Raw genomic sequence first — 21,530 nt, 5'->3', positions numbered from 1 at the left:
TTAAGCTTCCAAACCAGTTGCTTTTTGAGGTGCCGTGCCTAGGAAGCGGCATAGAACTTCATATTCGTCAGATTCAAAACGAAACTCGTAATCACCAACCGAGAGATAACCAAAGGACTCTTGGTTGTTTTCGAATGTGCTAATGCAGTAGCCAAAATGATTGAAAGGAACAACGACTTCTTCAAAGATGTCTGTTGTAGTGATGTAGCACAGCTTGAAAGCGGGAACGTGAGACACAGCGAAATGACGGAGCGTTAACGTTTTAACGTTGACGTTTTGAACTTCAGTTTCTAATACGACCATAACAACCACCTTGACTAGTTGAGAGAGCGACCGCCAAAGCCAAGACGTAAGCGTCAAGGGCAAACGCCCCAAGCTAAGGCGGTCTAAATCCTGATTTAAGTGGACTATAAGCCACAAAATTCAGGACTGTAAAGACCGCATTTTGTGGACTGCGGGTATACAATAATCAAGACAGGAGGTGCGACTATGTACACAAATCAACTGCTAGATGCCTATAAAAAGGCAAAGAACTATGTTCAAGATAAGCAAATTGCTCATGATTTGGGGTTAAGCCGCCAAAAGATTAGCGCAATTAGAAATGGACAACGCTATCTAACTGAAAATGAAGCGCTTTTTCTTGCTAAAGAAATTGGAGCAGATACAGAATCCGTTTTGGTGTATTTAGCTGCTGATAAAGCCAAAACGTATGAAGCTCAACAAGCTTGGGCGAAGATTGCAAAAAAGTTTAACGGGCTAGGATTATCAAGTATTTCAATGATTTGTGGCATGTTTGCGTTGTGGCTTGGCGACCTTAAAGTAGCTATAGCTAAGTGCGCATTATGTATATTATGTTAAATTAAATATGATCGTACGCCAAATGTTGCCAATGAGCACTCCTATTCCCCTGTGAATTTGAAATTTAAAGCCTTTAATATGAGTATTAAACATAATGGCTATTTACCATAAAATAGCTAATATCGATCTATCAATCTGCGATTGCTTGTTCTTCAATTAGCGTATTACTTACTAAAATAAAAAATGGCGTCTACTTTTAGACGCCATTCTGAGTTTTCCTGAATGCAAATTAGCCACCGGCTAATTTGACTGTCATGCCTTTCTTTTCAAGATGCGCTTTGATCTTGTCTCTAGCATCACCTTGGATTTCGATATTGCCATCTTTTACCGAGCCACCACAGCCGCAGACTTTTTTTAGTTCTGCAGCTAATAATTTTAAAGGTGCATCATCCAAGTCTAAACCTGTAACGATGTATACACCTTTACCTTTACGTCCTTTCGTTTGGCGCTGAATTCGTACAATACCGTCGCCTTTGGGGCGAGATGTTTTCTCTTCTTCCGGCTTAATTCGACCGGTTTCTGTTGAATATACCAGAGTCATTCTATTGTTTCTTTTGTTGTTGAGCTTGCATCGCTTTTTGCTTTGCAACTAAATAAGCTTCGATATGACGTTGAATAGCAGTTTTACTACCCTTAATCAGTTTACCATTAAACATACAGTACCAAGAGTTGGGCTGACCTGTATCATTTTGAATCGTATAACCGTTAAAGACTTCTGATTTTGCACCACCAACTTGCTGCGCTCTTTGTCCAAGCGCAGCAAACTCTTTGGGATCAATAATTGATGCGGTATCGCACCACCAATCAATGCTTTTCTTTACCGCCGTCAAACTACCTTGTAAGACGTGGTTCTTGATTTTAACCTTCCAAATACTGCCATCTGGTCCGCCTGACTGCAGGTTAAAACCTCTATAGTTTGAAATCGCCATACCACTGAGTCATCTGTTTAATGCGTTGATATAATCATAATTGCTACTGAGCAATATTCAAATACGGCTTGAATAAACCTTGCTCTAGAAAACAATTTCTATCATAAAACGCGCCTCGATAACGTTAATCACTTTGCACTGTTTATACAATCTTCCAAGAACTCATGGAATTTGTGCCCGTTATTTTGAAGCATTTTAGGGAACATCGAGATCGGAGTCATACCTGGGAAGGTGTTTACTTCGTTTAAGTAAATCTCATCATCTTCCGTTAAGAAAAAGTCGATACGAGACAAATGGCGAAGATTCATTTGCTTAAATACCCTTTCAGATGCGTGCTGAATTGCATCTAATTGTGCTTGGGTTAGATTCTTCGCTTCAACTTCGGTGAGCGAGTGACTTGAACTGCTGTACTTCTCATCGTACGAGTAAAAAGCACCGTCAGGTGCAATAACCTCGCCTGGTTTGGTTATGTGCAGCTGGCCATTCATCTCATATGCAGCAACTTCAAGCTCTCGTGGTTTTACTGATTTTTCAACCAACACTTGGTCAGAAAACCCAAACGCATCATTTACTGCATTGGAAAGTTTATCTTTTTCTGTGACGCTGTAACATCCAACAGATGATCCTTGACGAGCGGCTTTGACAAAGACTTTTCCCCATTTCTCAAATGCTTTATGAGCTTGAGTATGAGCTTCTTCATCGTTGCGCGTTAAGAATAAGTATGGCGTATTGGGAATACCGATAGCGTCGTACCAAAGCTTAGATGTGATTTTATTGAAACTATTGCTACTCGCTTCTGGCCCGCAGCCAAGATAAGGAATACCTGCGATTTCAAACAGAGATTGAATGTCGCCTGTCTCGCCTGGAAAACCATGTATACAAGGCACAATGAAATCGATGGTTTGATTAGATTCACTTGAGCACAACTGCTTGGTATTGAGATCCAAGTAAACCAACTCACCTTGGTTGGTCATCCAACCTTCGTTTTTTATTTCTACGCGTGTAACGTGAACGTCTTCAATAAGATTTAATTGTTGTTCGACAAAGTTTGCAGACAATAATGAAATCTCGTGCTCAGAAGAGCCGCCGCCGCATAGTAGAAGAATATTTTTAATCATGAATCAATCTTTCCGTGACCTACAAAAGATACTATTTATTATGATAAACCTTTGAAGTGTGACGTACAGTAATTTTAGTGTGAGGAATTTTGTTCGAGTAGGATTTGAACAAATAAATAAGGGAGCTATTCGCTCCCTTATTTGATGTGTTAGTTTAATTTGTTAAGCGTTGGGTAAGCTGAGTTTTTAATGGCGTCAATGCTTTTAACAAATGGTCTTAACTGCTGAAATTGAGCAGGCAAAGTCGAAATCGCTTGCTTGGCTTCCGCGCTTGTTGCGTAGTCTCCGTATAAAACTGAGAACCACTTAGTACCGTTGATGACTTTGTAGTTTTCCCAAATTGGCTGACCGTTCTGTGGCAGCTTATTTGCAAACTGATCGACTTTCGCTTGGCTACCCACAGCCGCGACTTGAATGGTATAGCCGAATCGTTGAATACCTGCTTGCTTTTTACTCGGTGGTACGATCTTAACTGGCTTCGCCTGCTCTTTTGGCGTTAGCTTGACTACTTTCTTCTCTTCAGGCTTTGCCGTCATTTTCACAACAGTTGGTTGTACGTCTTTTTCTACTACAGCGTTTTCAGACGCCATAATTGGCTTAGAGATACGATCTGATTTGTAGTCCTCTCGATAACTTTCAGAAGTTACGTCTGTGATGTAAGTTTCAGATGCACAAGCAGAAAGCAGGACTGACAAGCCGATGATTGCGATTTTTTTCATGAAGTAACAAATGCTCTGGATAAATATTACGATAAATCATGCCGATAGCAGGGCCGTTTATCAAGCATCAAATACAATAATCTGTGATTTTGATGTGATGAATAACACAAACTCCATAAGCATCGCCCACATTTTATGCAATGTCTGGTCTGAAGGCGTTTTATCAATAAATTATTCGTTTATGATTGATATGAAACCGATAGGCAAACGTTACTTGCAAACGGCTAGGAGTCAGCATGAATAAACTACATAAACTCTTTAAACCCAACTCTGTGGCCGTTATTGGTGCATCTCAAAAAGCATTGCGAGCAGGGCATGTCGTTATGCGTAACCTTCTACAAAGTGGATTTGGTGGCGCGATTATGCCAGTAACGCCGCGATACAAAGCGGTATCCGGAGTTATAGCCTACCCTGATGTGGCTTCCCTACCCTATACGCCAGATATTGCGATTTTATGTACGAACGTTTCACGCAACGAGCAACTGCTTAAAGAGCTAGATGAGAGAGGCACGCCGTTTGCGATTGTTATCTCTGATGACGCTAAGCCTTTAAATATTTCATCATTGAATATTCGAGTTTTAGGACCGAACAGCTTAGGTATTATCTTGCCTTGGAACAATTTTAACTGCACGTTTTCTCCTGTTGCGGCTAAGCCTGGAAAAATTGCGTTCATCTCACAATCTGCTGCGGTTTGTACCACAGTGTTAGACTGGGCAAATGATAAGAATATTGGCTTTTCTTCGTTCATTTCGATTGGACGCGGACAGGATATCGATTTTGCAGATTTGCTTGATTACTTAAGTATGGATGGGAATACGGAAGCTATTCTGCTTTATGTGGATAACATCCAGGATGCTCGACGATTTATGTCTGCTGCGCGAGCTGCTTCACGGAACCGCCGTATATTGGTATTAAAAGCGGGCCGCTCTAAAGAGATGAATACTTTCGAACAGCAAGATGGTGATACGCTTGATGTAATTTACGATTCTGCCATTCGTCGAACTGGTATGTTACGAGTCAGCAATACGCATGAGCTCTTCGCTGCGGTAGAAACACTCACGCATTCTGTGCCACTTCGTGGGGAGCGTTTAGCGATCATCACCAATGGCGGCGGCCCTGCTGTTATGTCCGTTGATACTTTGATTGAACGTGGTGGTCAGCTAGCAACGCTTGATGACGCTTCCATTGAGCAATTACAAACTGTACTCCCGTCCAACTGGCGCGCTCGAAATCCGATTGATCTGTCTGGTGACGCAACAAAAAAACGCTACATTGATACCATTAACGCACTGATGAATAACGACTGTGCAGATGCGATCTTGATTATGCATAGTCCTTCTGCAGTTTCCGACCCTCTTGAAACTGCTCAAGCTGTTATTGAGGCGATCAAGGCTCACCCTCGGCATAAGCATTTTAATATCTTGACCAACTGGTCAGGAGAACAAACGTCGAGAGAGGCACGACTAGCATTTACTCAAGCTGGCATTCCAACCTATCGAACGCCGGAAAGTGCGGTCGTTGCATACATGCACTTGGTTGAGTATCGACGAAACCAGAAGCAATTAATGGAAACGCCAACGACGGCTGAGCCATTGCACTCTGGAAGTGTGAGTTCTGCAAAAGAATGGGTAAATGAACGACTACTGGATAAAAATACAGTCACCTTGGATACGCATCAAACCAGCCCATTATTTAAGCTGTTCGGGTTTAATGTTCTGCCAACATGGATTGCATCTGACGAAATTGAAGCCGTGCATATGGCAGAAAATATCGGATACCCTGTTGCGGTTAAGTTGCGATCTCCAGACATTCCTCATAAATCGGATGTACACGGTGTCGCCCTGAATTTAAGAAACAGTCGAGAAGTTTCTAACGCAGCGCTATCCATTTTAGATACCGTAAAGCTCAGTTACCCTTCTGCCAATGTACACGGTCTGCTGGTGCAAGGTATGGCAAAGCTCGGCAGCGCTGAAGAGCTACGGATTAGTATTGCAGTAGATAAGGTCTTTGGACCTGTGATCTTGCTTGGTCAAGGCGGCTCGGAGTGGAATATCGCCCAAGATGCCGTCGCTGCACTTCCTCCTTTGAACATGACGCTTGCGCGCTACCTTGTCGTTGTGGCTTTAAAGTCTGGAAAGATTCGTCTGCAGAAACACAAAGATGCGCTCGATATTAGTGAGTTGTCGAAATTCTTAGTTCGTATCTCCCAAATGGCGGTTGAGTTGCCAGAAATACAAAGGCTGGATATCCATCCAGTGCTGGTATCGGGAAGCGATTTAACTATCCTCGATGCGGACATCACACTGTGTAAATACGAGGGAGATGCGCAAAAACGTCTGGCGATTCGTCCTTTCCCGGCAGAATTTGTCGAAACAGTGACGCTTCGAGATGGACAGCCTATCCTGCTGCGCCCTATCCTGCCTGAAGATGAGCCGCTGCATGCTCAATTCATTAATAGCGTATCGAAAGAAGATCTCTATAAGCGTTTCTTTTCTGAGGTTGGTGAGTTCAACCATGAGGCTTTGGCAAACTTCACTCAAATCGACTATGACCGCGAAATGGCGTTTGTAGCGGTAGCGTTTAATACCGACGGACCGTCTATCATAGGCGTAGCCCGCGCATTGATTACACCAGATAATAGTGATGCTGAGTTTGCTATTTTGGTTCGTTCAGATTTGAAAGGAAAAGGCTTAGGTAAAGTGCTGATGCAGAAAATTATCAGCTATTGCAAGATTAAAGGCACAAAGCAAATGTCTGGAATGACCATGCCTACAAACAGAGGGATGTTGATGCTAGCTCAAAATCTGGGATTTGAAGTCGATGTTCAGTTTGCCGATGGTACGGCAGATATGGTGCTCCCTTTAAATTGAAAAATAAAGCATTAGCGATAACTTTACTTCTTAGATTCGATAAGCAATGGTAACCTAAGAAGTAAAAGTTACGTTGTTACTTTAGTTTCCAATTCTTTTTCAAGTATTGAATACACCAGGATTTCGCCTCACCCATGGTATTTCGGCGCCATGCTAAGATAATATCCATCGGCTGCTCTTCTGTACCTTCGATTCGCTTCAATACGCCACTATCAATCAAAGGTTGTGCAATTTGGCTTGGTAACGTACCAATGCCTAAACCTGCAGTGAGCGCATCTACTTTTGCCGTAAAGTTGGTGACGGTCAAGCGAGGTTGTTTTTGAATGATATTAATTGAGAGCGCAGGTTGTTCGCGTGCAGTGTCTGCAATGGCAATGATTCGGTACTTTTCTCGCGCCGCCTCATCAAACTTACCACTACGCTTGTGAACATAGTGATCAGCTGCCGCTACCCAAAACATGCTCATTTTACCAATTTTTTCTGATTTGACTTCTTGAGGAAGTGTATCCAGTGATGGGCAAATCAGTAAATCCGCTCTACCTGTATTCAGCGATTCCCAGCTACCAGCCAAGATCTCTTCTTGCAGTCTGACTCGTGTTGAGCTTACTTCAGCCAATGCATCAACCATAGGGAAGAAATTGGATATAGGAATAATGCCATCAAAGGCAATGGTAATATCCAGTTCCCAACCATTCGCCAATAACGTTGCATCATTCACTAACTTTTCACTGGCTTGTAAAATGGCTCGTCCTCTTTCAAGGATGAGCTTTCCTGCTTCAGTAAAATGGGCTTTGTGGCCAGAGCGATCGAAGATAATGATGTCTAAGTCTTGCTCGAGTTTCTGGATCTGATAGCTCAGTGATGACGGGGCTCTATCTAACTCATTCGCAGCAGCTGCAAAACTCCCTCTTCGGTCAATGGCATCCAGAATATGGAGCGCTTCTAACGTAATTGGACTCTGCACATGGCCTCTCTTAATGTGATTTTTGTCACATTGATTGTATTTGGATGATCTTATCAAGAACTAACGTTAAACAATATAACACACTGATAACTAAAGACTAGAAATGCTCATAACCTAAGAGTTCTACTCAAGATAAAACCACAAATGACAATGATAATGATAGTAATTATTATTTAGATCCATTAATATCCCGTTTGTTGTTACCTATTATGGATCTAAGGTATTGAAGCCAATGTATAAAAAAACAATTTTGTCAGCCTCTATTCTGATTGCCCTTTCCCATACTGCTTATGCGGAAGAAGCTTCTCAGTTTGAAGAAGTCGTTGTGTCGGCCACCCGTACCAACCAAACCATAAACACTGTTGCGGCTTCTGTTGCTGTTGTATCAGAGAAAGAAATCGAAGAAAACATGGTAAAGGACTTGAATGATCTATTCGAGTATACGCCAGGAGTTACTGTTAATGGCACTCAACGCCAAGGCGTTCAAAGTATTAACATTCGCGGGACGGAAGGTAAACGAGTTAAAATATTAGTAGACGGTGCATCTCAACCAGGTGTATTCAGCGGTGGACCATATTCGTTTATCAATTCTAGTGCCGTTACCGTTGACCCTGATATGCTAAAGAGTGTCGAAATTGTTAAAGGTGCAGCTTCTAGCCTACATGGTAGTGATGCAATTGGCGGTGTTGTCGCATTCGAAACAAAAGATCCGAAGGATTTCCTCAAAGATGGTAAAGACTTTGGCGGTCAAGCAAAACTTTCTTATTCATCGGAAGATAACTCTTTTAGTGAGCACGTAGCTTTAGCAAAGCGTTTCGGTAATACAGAAGCACTTGTTGCCTTTACACGACGTGATGGTGCAGAGCTACAAAATTTCTCTAAGGCGCCTTACGATAACTATTCTGTGGACAACCAAGATTATTACAAAAACGATCTATTGGTAAAACTTCAATCTCAATTGAATGACGCTCATCGCTTGGAGTTCTTGGGAGAAGTTATTTACAATGAGACTGACTCAGAGATCGCACATAAAAGTTACAAAAACTTCAACGCTGAAGACACAACCAAGCAAAATCGCATTGGGCTCAAGCACATTTGGTTTGCAGATGCAGCTATCTCGGATACGATCACGTCCAAGCTTACATGGATTGGTAAAGAAGAAAACGGCGTGTCTAATCGCTTTATCGAAGCCAGCCCAGGTTATCCACCTTACGTACCGCCTAGTGGTGACAACCAACAGAAAAAAGATTACGAATATACTGAAGACAAATTTGAATTCGAAACTCAGTTAGATAAAGAGATTCAAAATCACTATATTGTTTACGGAATATCGTATAAACATAGTGACATCAGTAATACCAATCGCGAGTTGAATTCCGATCCCGGCACGCCAGATACCGTTTACGTTTACACGCCGGATGCAAAAGAAGAAAGCTTTGGTTTATTCTTGCAAGATGAAATTTCACTTCTTAATGACAAGCTAATTCTGACTCCAGGTGTGCGTTACGATTACTTCTCTACTAATCCTTCCAACACCTCTGAAGAGTCATTCGAGAAGTTTAGCGACTCTGCATTAACTGGTCGTTTAGGAGCAACTTACTCTATATCGCAACCTGGCACGATCTTCGCGCAAGTGAGCCAAGGGTTTCGAGCGCCATCGTTCGACGAGCTTTATTACACCTACGATAATCCGTCTTATGGCTATATTAATCGCCCTAACCCAAATTTAGGCTCTGAAAAGAGTGTATCTTATGAGCTTGGTTACCGTCATAACACTGTAGCGTCGGTAACTGAAGTGGCGTTCTACTACAGCGATTACAGTGACTTTATTGAGCAAACTTCATCAAATAATGGTGGTTTAACTGAATTCACAAATATCAATATTAATGAAGCAAATATTAAAGGGGTTGAGCTCTCTAACCGTCTTGATTGGCATGCTATTGCCGGTCTTCCATCAGGCGTGACAACTCGTTTTGTTGCAGCATACACAGAAGGTGAAGATGGTGATGGTAACCCATTGAACAGCGTCAACCCATGGAATGCAGTGGCAGCGGTAAATTACGATTCACCAAATGCACTTTGGGGGACAAGCCTAAAAGTAAACTACACGGCTAAGAAATCGAACAGTGATATCAACTCTGATGGTGATAAAGGCGGAATCAAAGACCAAGTTGCTTTGCCGTCTGCGACAGTCGTTGACTTAACGGCGTACTACAAACCAATGAAAGATATAACCATTCATGCTGGTGTTATGAATCTGACGAATGAAGAATACCATCTTTGGAACGATGTTCGCGGTAAGACTGAGTTAAGTCGAGATAAAACGCAAGCTGAGCGTAATTACAACATTAGTGTTAAATACGAGTTCTAAACCTTAAAAACACAAAAGCCAGCTTAATGCTGGCTTTTTTTATGGCTTTCATTTCAAAAATGTAAAGAAAAGTATGAAAAATGAAAGTTTACTGTTTTGCCATCTCTTTTTTCACCATTACTGCTGCTGCAATGATAAAAGTGATGATCAGACCGAGTTCCATGAACTACCCCAATAGCTATGAGAAAATTTATAACCCAAATTAAGAGTCGGACATAGTTTAACAGCTCTATATAGACTTGCTACCTTTTAACCAGTAATTTACGATTTTTTCCGATTTGGATCAAAAAAGACGCAATTATGCGTCTTTTTGTTATTATTATGTAAATCAAGATTAGGCGTCTGGGTAACCTTGAGGGTTGTTAGATTGCCAACGCCATGTATCACCAGTCATTTCTTCTAGAGTGCGAGACGCTTTCCAACCTAACTCATTCATTGCTTTTGATGGATCAGCCCAACACTCCGCAATATCGCCTGGACGACGTTCAACAAGTTGGTATGGAACATTTTTACCACTTGCAGTTTCAAATGCTTTCACCATTTCAAGCACACTGTAGCCATTGCCAGTGCCAAGGTTATAGACATGAAGGCCAGCTTTGTTACCTACTTTTTCCAAAGCAGCGACGTGACCATCGGATAAGTCCATCACATGAATGTAGTCACGCACGCCGGTGCCATCTTTCGTTGGGTAGTCGCTACCGAATACAGAAAGGAACTCTCGGCGGCCCACCGCAACTTGAGAAACAAACGGCATTAGGTTATTTGGAATACCTTGAGGATCTTCACCTAACTCACCAGTTGGATGCGAACCTACAGGGTTAAAGTAACGAAGAAGTGTGATGCTCCAATCTGGATTCGCTTTTTGGAAGTCCGTTAAACATTCTTCCACCATTAATTTACTGCGTCCATAAGGGTTAGTTGCGCTAGTTGGAAAGTCTTCTGTGATTGGAACAGATGCAGGATCGCCATAGACAGTTGCTGAGGAGCTAAATACCAACGATTTAACTCCAGCTTCGCGCATTGCATCAACCAATACCAAAGTGCCATTCACATTGTTGTCATAATACTCTAGAGGTTTTGCTACGGACTCACCGACGGCCTTTAAACCTGCAAAATGGATAACCGCTTCTATATCGTGCGATTTTAGGACCTCTACCATTGTCGATTTATCTCTGATATCGGCTTGGATGAAGGTTGGCTTTACGCCACATACCTTTTCAATGCGCTCTAAGACCGTAGACTTACTGTTGTACAGGTTATCTAGAATCACTGGCGTCATACCAGCTTCGATCATTTGAATACATGTATGGCTACCAATATAGCCCATACCACCCGTAACAAGTACTTTCATTTTATCATTCCTTCTGACGCGAATGGGTTTAGTTTAAAGCTTTGACGTTACGATTTAAACTGTCTCCTGCAATTCACATCCCATTAATATTGCTTGGCCTTTTCCGGCTTTTTTAGCTTGATACATTGCAGTATCTGCACTTTTTAAGACTCGAGTGGCATCTCGCTCATTAACACCGACCAATTTTACGCCGATGCTAACGCCAACCTTGAGCGAGTTACCTTTGTACTCGATTGGTGTGCATACGCTTTCGAGCAGTTGTTCTGCAATTCGGGTGACGACTTTTTGGTTGGCAGGATTAACCAACATGACAAATTCATCACCCGAAAGTCTTGCGATTAAATCACTATGTCGAGTCGCAGATGTTAGACGCTCGGCTACTTTTTTCAGAACTTCATCACCTGCGTCATGGCCATAGGTATCATTAACCTCTTTAAAACCATCGAGATCGAGGTAAAGCACCGCAAATTCGTCACGTAAGTATCCCGACCGTTGTACTAATTCTTCCAACTCTAAATGGAACTTGGAGCGATTCGCTAACCCCGTTAGTGCATCGTGATGAGCTAAGTACTCAAGTCGTTCCATCTCTTTTGCACCAGAAAGATCGGTAAGAACAATGACTAGGTCGTAGAACCCATGGTCTTCACATTTAACGATACGATTAACCCTTGCAAACATCGGCACAAACTGGCCAAGATGGTTCTGCTCAATAACTTCCCCTTGCCATACCCCGTAGTTTTCTATCGATTCAATGATGCTAGGCATCATTTCCTGCAACTTGCGCCACTTAAGTGTTTGGATAAATGACTTCCCAATAAGCTGATCCATCTCTAGTCCAACTAACTTAGTGACCGCAGGGTTAGCCATTGTGATAACACCTCGATGATTAAGAACGATGAGGCCATCTTGGCTGCTCTCAAAAACACGCCCCGCAACACGCTGCCTGCTCATGGCCTCTTCAATTTCGGTGATATCTTGAATCGAGAACAATAAGTATCCATGTGTGGACAAACGACGACTGGTTAAACTCAATTGCTGTTCGTTGTCTGCATTTTTGAGGTGAATATCATCGCATTCTAACCCCCTACTTAGGATTTGGCTCAGCTCATTCGGTGTTTTCGTTTTAATTAGATCACGGATATTGGCATGCTCAAGTTCCTCTGACTTTTTTTGAAATATCTGCCGAGTCGCAGTATTACAGTAAATAACACGCCCGAAGTTGTCGGTAATAACTAATGCATGTTGAATAGATTCAATGACTTCTTCTGAAAACGCCCGCTTTTGTTCTAACATTTCTAATGAGTGTTGCCGCTGTTTCTCGCGTGTTGTCAACTTGTTCATCATTTGATTGAAGGAATGTGCGAGTTCTCCAATTTCATCCTTGGAGTAATAGCGAACTTGAGTATCCGTATTTTGTCCGTGTGTCACACTCTCTATCGTATGACTCAGTTCTATGACAGGTTTGAGAACAAGCCTATCGATACTTATGTAAAAGATAGTGCCACCAGCGAACAGCAACAGAAGAAGTACAGCACCATCTTGAAGTAAAGATTGGTGGGCTTCTATGATTGGACGATGGGAAAGCGTAACCCTCATACTGCCAATGACACGACCATCGTGAATAATCGGTTCTAGAACATAAAGAAATTTGGCTGATAAGGCATAACCTAGCGCGTGTAACTTGCTTCTTTCAGTTTGATTAGGGACGGGAGCTGATACCCCACTTCCTTCAAGAACAACGAAAGGTTGATCATCTTGGTCGTAAAGTTTGACCCGCGTAACATTTGGCTGGTTTAAAAAGTTGATGAGAGTAGTTTGAGCTTTTTGCTTGTTCTTTGTCGTTAGCGCATCTTTAATTGAGAAAGAAACATTGTTAATCAACTTTCTCGTTTGTTCGACCAACTCATGCTTAGACGATTGGTATGCAGTATACGAGGTATAACCTTTTGAGATAACAAAGATAGCCGTTATAAAGACCAAAATTGGCCAAATAAGCTTTGCTCGTAATGACATATGTATTCCTGTCGCAGACAACCACTAAAAATGACAGAAGCGTTGTTATGCAATCTGTTACCCATTAAGGGCGACAAGATTAACACGATGACAATGCAAAATAACCTTAAATTCTCAAAAATTGGATGGAAAAGGAACGAAATACCTTAAAATTCGGATCAACTCAAATAACGGCAACATCTTTATGGACTAAAGTGATCTTTTTCGTCAGCCATCAGATCATAAACCTCGCTTTCATGATAGAAGAATGAAGTGAGTCACTGAACCTAGATGCATTTTCCTGCATCGTGAACCCATTGCTTGTGTAGAAATAAAACGTATGACATTGAATAAACAGCAACTTACATTGAACTGTGACATGGGTGAGAGCTTTGGCTCTTGGATTATGGGGGCAGACGAAGATGTTATGCCTCATGTTGATATGGCAAACATCGCGTGCGGTTTTCATGCTTCCGATCCTAATGTCATGCACGACACTATCACTCTCGCCAACGACAACGATGTTGATATTGGAGCACACCCGGGCTACGCCGACCTCCAAGGCTTCGGCAGGCGCAGTATAAACATGACGGGTGATGAAATTACTAACATGGTTATATACCAAGTAGGCGCTTTACAGGCACTTTGTCGGGCTCAATACACAGATATCAGCTATATAAAGCCTCATGGCGCGTTATACAACGACATGATGAAAAGTGATGCGATATTTAGAGCAGTCGTAAAGGCGGCAGCTTTATTCAAAGTGCCGTTAATGATTTTAGCGTCACAGGAAAACGAAAAATACTTAGAAATCGCAGATGACTATGACGTTCCCTTGCTGTTTGAAGCATTTGCAGACCGCTTGTATCAAGATGACGGATTACTTACACCTAGGACACAGCCTGATGCCGTGTTAAAGAATGAGCATGCGATACTTGAGCAAGTCCGTACGTTAGCAGACTCTGGGCGTGTCAAAACCGCTTCTGGCGGCTACATTTTACTGGAAGCCGATACGATTTGTGTTCATGGTGACAATGAAGAGTCGATCGCGCTGATCCAAAAGATCCGTCAAAGCCTATACGCGGGAGGAAATTAATGCATAAAGAGAAATTTAGTATCTCTTTGATCTCTGAGTGCAGTATTTTCATTAAGTTTGACGAGAATATCTCTGAAAATGCGGTCGGAGAACTTGCTCGAAACATCAAAGACACTTTAGCGTCAATCATTATGAACGTGGTCCCCTCCTATCAAACCATCCTCATTGATTACTTGCCTTTTCGAATCAATGAAAAAGATTTAGTGCATAAACTGCATCAAATGATCAGTAAGTTTGATACTCAATCGCTCAGCCTTGTTCAACCTAACCACATCACTATTCCCGTATACTACTCCGAAGAAACCGCGCTAGATTTTCCCCGCTTTCAAGATCGTGGACTATCATTAGACGCGCTCATTTCCTTACATACTCAAGCCGAGTATGCGGTTTCAGCGATTGGTTTTGCTCCAGGTTTTGCATTCCTCTCCGATGTCGATACTCAATTACATATGCCAAGGTTAGCTACACCAAGAACGCGAGTACCAGCCGGAAGCGTGGGAATCGCAGACTCTAAAACGGCCGTCTATCCATCAGATAGTCCTGGCGGATGGAACATTATCGGTAGAAGCCCGCTTCCCCTTTTCTCTGATACGCCACCTTTTATACCGTTTGAAGTAGGTGACAAGGTCACGTTTGATGCCATTTCCAAACAAAAGTTTATCGAGTTAGGAGGTGTTCTATGAGTTACGCTGGATTGCTGGTGGAAAAGTCAGGGCCACTTTCTTTGATTCAAGACTTTGGTCGTTTTGGCTTAGCGCATATTGGCGTGACTCAAGGTGGGCCCGTAGATGATTACGCCTACAGTTGGGCAAACCATTTACTTGGTAACGTAGTCAATTGTGCAGCGATTGAAATTACTTTGGGGAACGCTTGCTTTGTCGCACTACATAACTGCCATCTTGCAATATGTGGTGGTGATTTGAATGCAAAAGTAGATGGTGAGCCTATCTCAAATTGGTCTGACTTTACGTTGAAGAAGGGGCAGAAGCTGCAGTTCGGAGTCGCAAAAAATGGACTTCGATCCTATCTTGCGGTTAAAGGTGGGTTCGATATTGCTCAGCACTTAGGAAGTGCCTCTACAGTCACGAGAGAATCTCTTGGTGGTTATGACTCAAATGGTGGCGCTTTAAAAGCAGGCGATATTCTTCCCTTTTTTCCTCATAACTTACCGAAACACAAACCAAGGCTGATGACATTTCGCTTTAAGCCGGATTACAACTTACCTATCAAGCTGAGAGTGATTGAAGGCTATCAAAATGAGGACTTTGATGAAGACGCTAGCCAAGCCTTTTATAGCAAAGGATTCACCATATCCCCTGATTCAAATCGTATGGGCTACCGTCTTGAGGGAAACAAAATCAAACCGCCTTACGAAGGCGTACTGTCGGAAGGAATTGCGCTAGGATCGATTCAAGTTCCTAACGATGGTAATCCCATTGTGTTGCTCAACGATCACCAAACCATCGGTGGCTATCCTAAGTTTGGCTGTGTAGCACGTATTGACCTGCCAAGGTTGGCACAGGCGAAACCTGGGCAAGAAGTCAATTTTGTGAAAGGTGATAGACAAGGCTTGCAAGAAGTATGGTGCCAATGGGCTCAGTTTTTTGGATATTAGTACAACCTCTGAGCCCATACGTAACGGTTATGCAGGCATCCCATAACGCTCTGCTAACGCTTGCGGATAGTCTCGCTCTTGCGTGAGTTTAATCGCGTACTGCTCAATTTCTTGTTCAGACCAATGCACTGCGACAGGATGTTGGGATTCCACGTTTTGGTTAGGTTCGATATCAAACCAGAACTGAAGCATTTTTTGCGCTGCGAGTAGTGTTGATGACGCTTTTACCACTTCTATTCGTGCGTAATGGTTGTCTTCAAAGGTCACGTCGGCTGCCCTGAGTACCGGATCCGTTCCAGGAATTTGCTGGGCACCAAACAGGGCTTTTCCCCCTTTGATAGCAGAGTGATAGTCGGGAATGAACTGTGCCATGTGTTTGATAGCATTATTGGTTCGTTCTTCTAAGACTTCTTCTCGCCAACCGTTACGTATCTTTGAGAGTAAAGGAACTGGCAGTTCGGGCTGAGCTGAGGACGGCGTACTCTCAACTAAGCCATCTTCAAATAGCGTAATGCCTTTCGTCATGCCGTGAAGCTGAAAATAACCATCACCATAGGGGGTCAGTTGAGCCATTCCTTTATCAGTTCCACGCGGTCCATGGAAAATAACTTCTGGCCACAGTTGTTGACAGTCTGCCCACTTGGTTACGTAAGCGGCTTTAAACTCAACTAACCTATCACGCTTGGCACCGATGGTATTGTCAATGGATCCTGTTTCAAAACCACATGCATTGACCAAGTAGTCACATGTCATAAGATAATCAATGCCATCTCGTTCGTAACCAAGTTGCCAGTGATTACCCATCCAGTCCGCTTGTTTGAGCGTTGCTTGTGTGCATACTGAGGCGTTTGGCAGAGCGTTCAACGTTAAGTTGGCAATTGCGGCAAGGCGAAAAACACTCCAGCCATATTCCTGAACCGCCACAACTGGGTACTTTAGCGCTTCTAGATCAGCATGTTGAGCAAAAGGAATACACCACTCATCAAAGGTTGCAGGGTGACTTGGTTGGGTACGTTGTGCGAGTGATTCTAGAGCCTCTTTTGAATACAATTTGTAGTATTCACTTGGCTCACCAAGCACTTTATTGCTTTCATCTTTATCAACGAGCGTTTGATACGCATTTTTCACCACCTCTAGTCGAGGAATAAGTGCGGATGGGTCTCCACCATCAGAATAAGGGACTGCAATGATCGTCGGGCGAATATTCAGTGAAAGCGGATATAGGCGAACGGTATCAATGGATTGTGCTAACAAATCTAAACATTGTTGCTCAGAAATCTCTCGATATAAGTTGCCACCTGCATGTAAATGGCAAATGGGCGGACCATTTACCAGTGATACGCCCTTCTCTATTACGGAAACTTTAAAACCCAGCTCCGCAAAATGAATTGCTGCTGTTGCACCTGCGACACCGCCACCAACAACAGCGATGTGCTTATCTTTGTAATTTGGAAACTCAGACTTCATTGCTTCACTAAAAATTTTATAAGGAAAATTCTTTACTAACGGTGGATTCTACTCGTGTTTGGGCTTGATTAAAATCACAAAAAGTTCATGGGTTTGCGAAATATCCAACTGCGCCTTTATGGTGCGTTAAAGTAGAAAAAAATTGCAAAAAAAGTACTTGACGACATGGTTAGGAAGACACTTTTTTATGCCTATGTGAATAACAATTTCACTGTAAGACCCATGGCGCAAAGCCTGCAGAAACACCCCACTTTTTACCCCATTTAGTTATCCCAAAAGTTATCCACTGTTTTTGTGGATAACTAAAATAAAAGTGTCATGGAGTGTTCCGCATTTAATAACATTTGCAGTGATTAAGTGTTTACTGGCGTTAACAATCTTTTCAACAAACTCATTACGACAAGTGCCAACGTAACAAATGTTGCCAGTGGTAAAGCTATCCACAATTCGGGGTGAATTTGTGCGTTCAGATCGAAGCCATATGTCATTACCGCGGCCACACAAACTTCCGCAGCGAATACCGCAACACCGCTAGCTATCAACGCCATAATGCCGTATTCGGCCCACAGAGTCGTATTGATCCGTTTTTTACTTGAGCCTAATGTGCGATACAAACGAATCTCCTGCTGACGTTGGGATAAGCTTAATCTCAATAGCGTAAAGATAAGTAGCAACCCCGCAACCACGCCTAAAAGAGCAAGAATAGTGATTGCCGATACGATTTGTTGAATCAAATCCTGGATTTTTTCGCCCATGGTACGAATATCTAAAACAGATACCGTTGGGTGAGATCGAGACATAGACGTTAATAGTGCTTCGTTCCCTTCATCAATTCTATAACTGATGAGGTAAGAACCCGGTAGATTAGCCATCACGTCGGATGAGAAAATAAAGTAAAAGTTAGGCTTCATATCACGCCATTCAACATAACGAATGGTATCTACTACCGCATCGTAGTTCTGGCTATTAATAACAAAGCGCAGTTTGTCACCAAGTTCGATGCCCAAGTCATTTGCTACATCGGCTTCTACGGAGACACTCCCTTTATTTGTCCATTCACCCGCAAGCACATCATTATACTCTGGCAGGCTGTCTCCCCACGTAAGGTTCAATTCACGACGTATTGCGTCAGAGCCTTCTCCTTCGTATTCAATCTCTTTGACGTTTTGACCATTAATCTCTGTCAATCGACCACGAATAATTGGATATGCTTGTGACCGTGTAACCCCATTTTTATCTAAGGTTTCTAGGTAGCTATCGAGTTCGTAATCACCAATATTTAATGCGAAGACATTTGGCGCGTCTGCAGGTAAGGTTCTCTCCCAATCCGCGAGAATATCGCTGCGCACAAGCCAGATAATAGATAGCAGCATCAAAGACAACGCCAAAGCACCAAACTGCAGGCCACTAGTTACTGGCGTGCGGTTGATACGACTCAACGCAAGCTTCATGGCTGGTTGTGTTGAAATACGCGCAAACAATTTTGTGAGTGCGACGCTCACTGCAGCAAGCACAACAAACAGTACAGCAATACCAATAAGAACAATCCAAACTAAGGTATTATCAGCATAAAGCAAAAGTAATGGAACAACGGGGACTAGAACGAGCAACATTCGCTTCCAAGAACGTTGTGCTTTGCCCTGCTGTAGCACTTCTAAGGCTGGAGTTTTAATCAAACCCAACAATGGTATGCCAAGGGCAGGAACGGTGATCAGGACCGCTGAGATAAACGACACTAGATATGGAGTGACACCGTAACTAGGTAGTGGCTCGGGTAATAAGTCTTTGAGTGGAATGCGCAACAAGTACTCCAGCCCACTTCCCAACAATAACCCAACGACACTGGCGCTAATGAGCAGGATTGTGACTTGAATAAACAGCCATTTTTCAATCCATCGTCGACTTGCGCCAAGGCTTTTTAGCATCGCAATGGTTTGTGTTCGACTATTCACATAGTTTTGGCAAGTAAGAACCAATGTTGTCGCTGCCATAATGATGACAATCGCAACAGTTAGAGACAAATACTGCGTCGTTCGTTCAAAAACCTCATTGCTACGACTGGCAGTATCTTGCGTGCGCCAGCGATCACTAGGAGAAAGAACAGTATCTTCTTGCAGGCCTTTTAGCGTTTTATCATCGGCTTGTAGAAACAGACGGTATTGAACTCGACTCCCGACTTGAATCGCTCCTGTTTTCTCAACGTCTTTTTGATGAATGTATGCAGAAGGCATTTGTTGAAATGGGTTAAAGCTTAACCCAGGTTCCATTAGCACTGCACCTGAAACCGTAAAATCGGCATCGCCTATAGTGACGCTGTCACCCGACTTGACGTCTAGTTGAGCCATAATCCGCTCATCAAGCCAGAGTTGGTTCTCTTTAACGCGACCGGATGGGTTGTTGTCTAGTACCAATTCTCCCATTAAAGGGTAATTGTCGTCCACTGCCCTTACGGAAATCAACTGCATACCATTGTCGCTAAATGCCATCGTGGCAAATCGTGTCATCGTCGAACGCTCTAGGTTTTCAGTCGAGGATAACAACGTGTCAGGTATAGGATTAGCAGACACAAACACCGCATCCGCTGTCAATGCATCCTTCCCCTGTTTGACGATCACCTGCTCCATTCGCTCCGCTAATGCAGAAAGCGCAAAGATGCTCGCAATCACAAGAATAAGAGCAACGCTAATAGGCCAAAGGTTCCCCTGTCTTATTTCGCCGAAACTCCAACGTATTAGGCTTTTGTTTGACGAGTGTTTTATTGTACTGCTTCTTTCTGTCGATGTTGCTTCGCTTGATGATACTGCAGACATTACACCTCCTCCTTAAGCTCACCCGCCTCCATACGATAAATACGGTCACATCGACTTGCTAGATGACCATCGTGTGTAACTAATATCAGCGTTGTTCCATGCTGCTCATTAAGATCGAATAAAAGCTCAATCACTTTGTCTGCGGTTTGATGGTCAAGATTGCCGGTAGGCTCGTCTGCGAACAACAGTTCAGGCTGTGTCATAAAGGCACGTGCTAGCGCGACACGTTGTTGTTCACCACCAGATAATTGACTTGGAAGATGATCGACACGTTTTTCCAATCCAACAGCGGTTAATAATTCGGCTGCTCTTGCTTCATCTTCGGCTTCACCACGTAAAAGACAAGGAAGCGTGACATTGCGTAATGCACTCAAGCTCGGGATTAATAAGAAACTTTGGAAAACAAAACCTAGAGAGTCAGCTCGAATTTTTGCGCGAGCTTCATCGTCAAGTTGTGATAACTCATGACCTAACAAGGTAATTTCACCTGATGTTGGTGTATCAAGGCCAGCTAACAACGTCATCAACGTTGACTTACCCGCACCGGAAGTACCGACGATGGCGATTTTTTCTCCTTTCCTGATGTCAACATTTACATCTTTGAGGATTGTTAATTGCTCTTGATTAGTAGAGACTTGTTTAGAAACCAAATTGGCTTGAACAATAGGTGCATTAAGTACAGGTGTTTGCATGATTCGTATACTTTCCTTAGTTCTATTTTTTTGTTTTTCCGCTACTGCACATGCGAGCGAAAAGCTACTTGTCTTAGGTGATAGCCTGAGCGCGGGCTATCAGATGCCGATCGAAAAGAGTTGGCCTAGCTTACTCCCTGATGCGTTGTCAGAACATGGTCAAGATGTAACAGTTATTAATGCCAGCATTTCTGGCGATACCACAGGCAACGGCTTAGCTCGATTACCACAGCTGCTAACCCAGCACAGCCCTGATATGGTGCTCATTGAGTTAGGTGCCAACGATGGCCTAAGAGGTTTCCCTCCTAAACTTATTACGTCGAATCTCTCAAAAATGATTACCATGATAAAAGATTCAGGTGCGGACGTTGTCATGATGCAAATTCGAGTGCCACCTAATTATGGTAAGCGCTATAGCGATATGTTTTACGATATCTACCCTAAGCTTGCACAACATCAACAAGTTACCTTGATGCCATTCTTCTTGGAGCATGTGGTCATCAAACCCGAGTGGATGATGGATGATGGCCTTCACCCAAAGCCTGATGCACAGCCTTGGATTGCTGACTTTGTTGCTCAAGAATTAATTAAACATCTCTAATTTTAATGGTCTAGCTCAATAAGTTTTACTTAACTTTACGTTAATCTATTTTCAATTCCACTCATCGAGGATAGATA

The 21,530-nt window shown here is 42.9% G+C and carries 18 protein-coding genes; 7 read left to right on the top strand and 11 right to left on the bottom strand.

The window, feature by feature from the left end; translation table 11 throughout:
* Positions 1-303, bottom strand: coding sequence for a hypothetical protein (locus L3V32_RS20765; RefSeq protein WP_043048359.1), 303 nt, complete (start codon positions 301-303; stop codon positions 1-3).
* 186 nt (positions 304-489) lie between these two features.
* Between L3V32_RS20765 and L3V32_RS20760 the strand changes: the two genes are divergently transcribed.
* The gene (locus tag L3V32_RS20760) at positions 490-858 is read left to right on the top strand and encodes a DUF3693 domain-containing protein (RefSeq protein WP_186585305.1); all 369 of its coding nucleotides are present in this window, start codon (positions 490-492) and stop codon (positions 856-858) included.
* 229 nt (positions 859-1,087) lie between these two features.
* Here the strand turns inward: L3V32_RS20760 and yciH are convergent, their stop codons facing one another.
* The 4 genes from yciH to L3V32_RS20740 form a co-directional block, all read right to left on the bottom strand.
* Positions 1,088-1,399, bottom strand: a complete 312-nt coding sequence (gene yciH / locus L3V32_RS20755; RefSeq protein ID WP_237285090.1) for a stress response translation initiation inhibitor YciH — start codon at positions 1,397-1,399, stop codon at positions 1,088-1,090.
* A gap of 1 nt (position 1,400) precedes the next feature.
* Entirely contained in the window at positions 1,401-1,787 is a 387-nt protein-coding gene (locus L3V32_RS20750) for a DUF3319 domain-containing protein (RefSeq protein ID WP_005395460.1), read from the bottom strand.
* A 128-nt stretch (positions 1,788-1,915) separates the two neighbouring features.
* Complete coding sequence (locus tag L3V32_RS20745; RefSeq protein WP_012842287.1) at positions 1,916-2,905, bottom strand: D-alanine--D-alanine ligase; 990 nt, start codon at positions 2,903-2,905, stop codon at positions 1,916-1,918.
* Positions 2,906-3,054: 149 nt separating this feature from the next.
* Positions 3,055-3,624 carry an SPOR domain-containing protein gene (locus tag L3V32_RS20740; RefSeq protein WP_074190674.1) on the bottom strand — a complete coding sequence of 190 codons (570 nt, stop codon included), beginning with the start codon at positions 3,622-3,624 and terminating at the stop codon, positions 3,055-3,057.
* A 236-nt stretch (positions 3,625-3,860) separates the two neighbouring features.
* Here L3V32_RS20740 and L3V32_RS20735 point away from each other — a divergent pair, with 236 nt between their 5' ends.
* Positions 3,861-6,494, top strand: a complete 2,634-nt coding sequence (locus tag L3V32_RS20735; protein ID WP_237285089.1) for a bifunctional acetate--CoA ligase family protein/GNAT family N-acetyltransferase — start codon at positions 3,861-3,863, stop codon at positions 6,492-6,494.
* A 76-nt stretch (positions 6,495-6,570) separates the two neighbouring features.
* Here L3V32_RS20735 and L3V32_RS20730 read toward each other — a convergent pair whose 3' ends face one another.
* Entirely contained in the window at positions 6,571-7,458 is an 888-nt protein-coding gene (locus L3V32_RS20730) for a LysR family transcriptional regulator (protein WP_005395465.1), read from the bottom strand.
* A gap of 232 nt (positions 7,459-7,690) precedes the next feature.
* Here L3V32_RS20730 and L3V32_RS20725 point away from each other — a divergent pair, with 232 nt between their 5' ends.
* Positions 7,691-9,829 (top strand): TonB-dependent hemoglobin/transferrin/lactoferrin family receptor, encoded by a 2,139-nt coding sequence (locus L3V32_RS20725; RefSeq protein WP_237285088.1) that lies wholly within the window; start codon positions 7,691-7,693, stop codon positions 9,827-9,829.
* Between the two features lie 334 nt (positions 9,830-10,163).
* Here the strand turns inward: L3V32_RS20725 and galE are convergent, their stop codons facing one another.
* Together galE and L3V32_RS20715 are read right to left on the bottom strand one after the other, a co-directional pair.
* On the bottom strand, positions 10,164-11,180 hold the full coding sequence (gene galE / locus L3V32_RS20720) for a UDP-glucose 4-epimerase GalE (protein WP_139061102.1): 1,017 nt from the start codon (positions 11,178-11,180) through the stop codon (positions 10,164-10,166).
* A 54-nt stretch (positions 11,181-11,234) separates the two neighbouring features.
* Positions 11,235-13,193, bottom strand: a complete 1,959-nt coding sequence (locus tag L3V32_RS20715; RefSeq protein ID WP_237285087.1) for a diguanylate cyclase domain-containing protein — start codon at positions 13,191-13,193, stop codon at positions 11,235-11,237.
* Positions 13,194-13,512: 319 nt separating this feature from the next.
* Here L3V32_RS20715 and L3V32_RS20710 point away from each other — a divergent pair, with 319 nt between their 5' ends.
* The 3 genes from L3V32_RS20710 to L3V32_RS20700 are packed head-to-tail and all read left to right on the top strand — an operon-like array spanning position 13,513 to position 15,883.
* Positions 13,513-14,268 carry a 5-oxoprolinase subunit PxpA gene (locus tag L3V32_RS20710; protein WP_074190669.1) on the top strand — a complete coding sequence of 252 codons (756 nt, stop codon included), beginning with the start codon at positions 13,513-13,515 and terminating at the stop codon, positions 14,266-14,268.
* On the top strand, positions 14,268-14,951 hold the full coding sequence (locus tag L3V32_RS20705) for an allophanate hydrolase subunit 1 (RefSeq protein ID WP_237285086.1): 684 nt from the start codon (positions 14,268-14,270) through the stop codon (positions 14,949-14,951). The genes L3V32_RS20710 and L3V32_RS20705 overlap by 1 nt, the downstream gene beginning before the upstream one ends.
* Positions 14,948-15,883, top strand: a complete 936-nt coding sequence (locus L3V32_RS20700; protein WP_237285085.1) for a biotin-dependent carboxyltransferase family protein — start codon at positions 14,948-14,950, stop codon at positions 15,881-15,883. Before L3V32_RS20705 ends, L3V32_RS20700 begins: the two co-directional genes overlap by 4 nt.
* A 27-nt stretch (positions 15,884-15,910) precedes the next feature.
* Here the strand turns inward: L3V32_RS20700 and L3V32_RS20695 are convergent, their stop codons facing one another.
* The 3 genes from L3V32_RS20695 to L3V32_RS20685 all read right to left on the bottom strand — a co-directional run bounded on the left by L3V32_RS20695 (position 15,911) and on the right by L3V32_RS20685 (position 20,852).
* Positions 15,911-17,350 (bottom strand): FAD-dependent oxidoreductase, encoded by a 1,440-nt coding sequence (locus tag L3V32_RS20695; RefSeq protein ID WP_237285084.1) that lies wholly within the window; start codon positions 17,348-17,350, stop codon positions 15,911-15,913.
* 353 nt (positions 17,351-17,703) lie between these two features.
* Positions 17,704-20,160, bottom strand: a complete 2,457-nt coding sequence (locus tag L3V32_RS20690; RefSeq protein ID WP_237285083.1) for an ABC transporter permease — start codon at positions 20,158-20,160, stop codon at positions 17,704-17,706.
* Positions 20,160-20,852: an ABC transporter ATP-binding protein gene (locus L3V32_RS20685; protein WP_134645660.1), complete on the bottom strand. Its 693-nt coding sequence runs from the start codon at positions 20,850-20,852 to the stop codon at positions 20,160-20,162. Before L3V32_RS20685 ends, L3V32_RS20690 begins: the two co-directional genes overlap by 1 nt.
* On the opposite strand from L3V32_RS20685, the gene tesA reads away from it, so the two are divergent.
* The gene (gene tesA, locus L3V32_RS20680) at positions 20,851-21,453 is read left to right on the top strand and encodes a multifunctional acyl-CoA thioesterase I/protease I/lysophospholipase L1 (RefSeq protein WP_005395483.1); all 603 of its coding nucleotides are present in this window, start codon (positions 20,851-20,853) and stop codon (positions 21,451-21,453) included. The genes L3V32_RS20685 and tesA overlap by 2 nt on opposite strands.
* Positions 21,454-21,530 lie beyond the last annotated feature (77 nt).

It is taken from the genome of Vibrio sp. J2-4 (assembly GCF_021728155.1).
GTDB classification, from domain to species: domain Bacteria; phylum Pseudomonadota; class Gammaproteobacteria; order Enterobacterales; family Vibrionaceae; genus Vibrio; species Vibrio diabolicus.
Note: the sequence above shows the minus strand (reverse complement) of the source record. Positions and strands in the feature narration are given on the sequence as shown.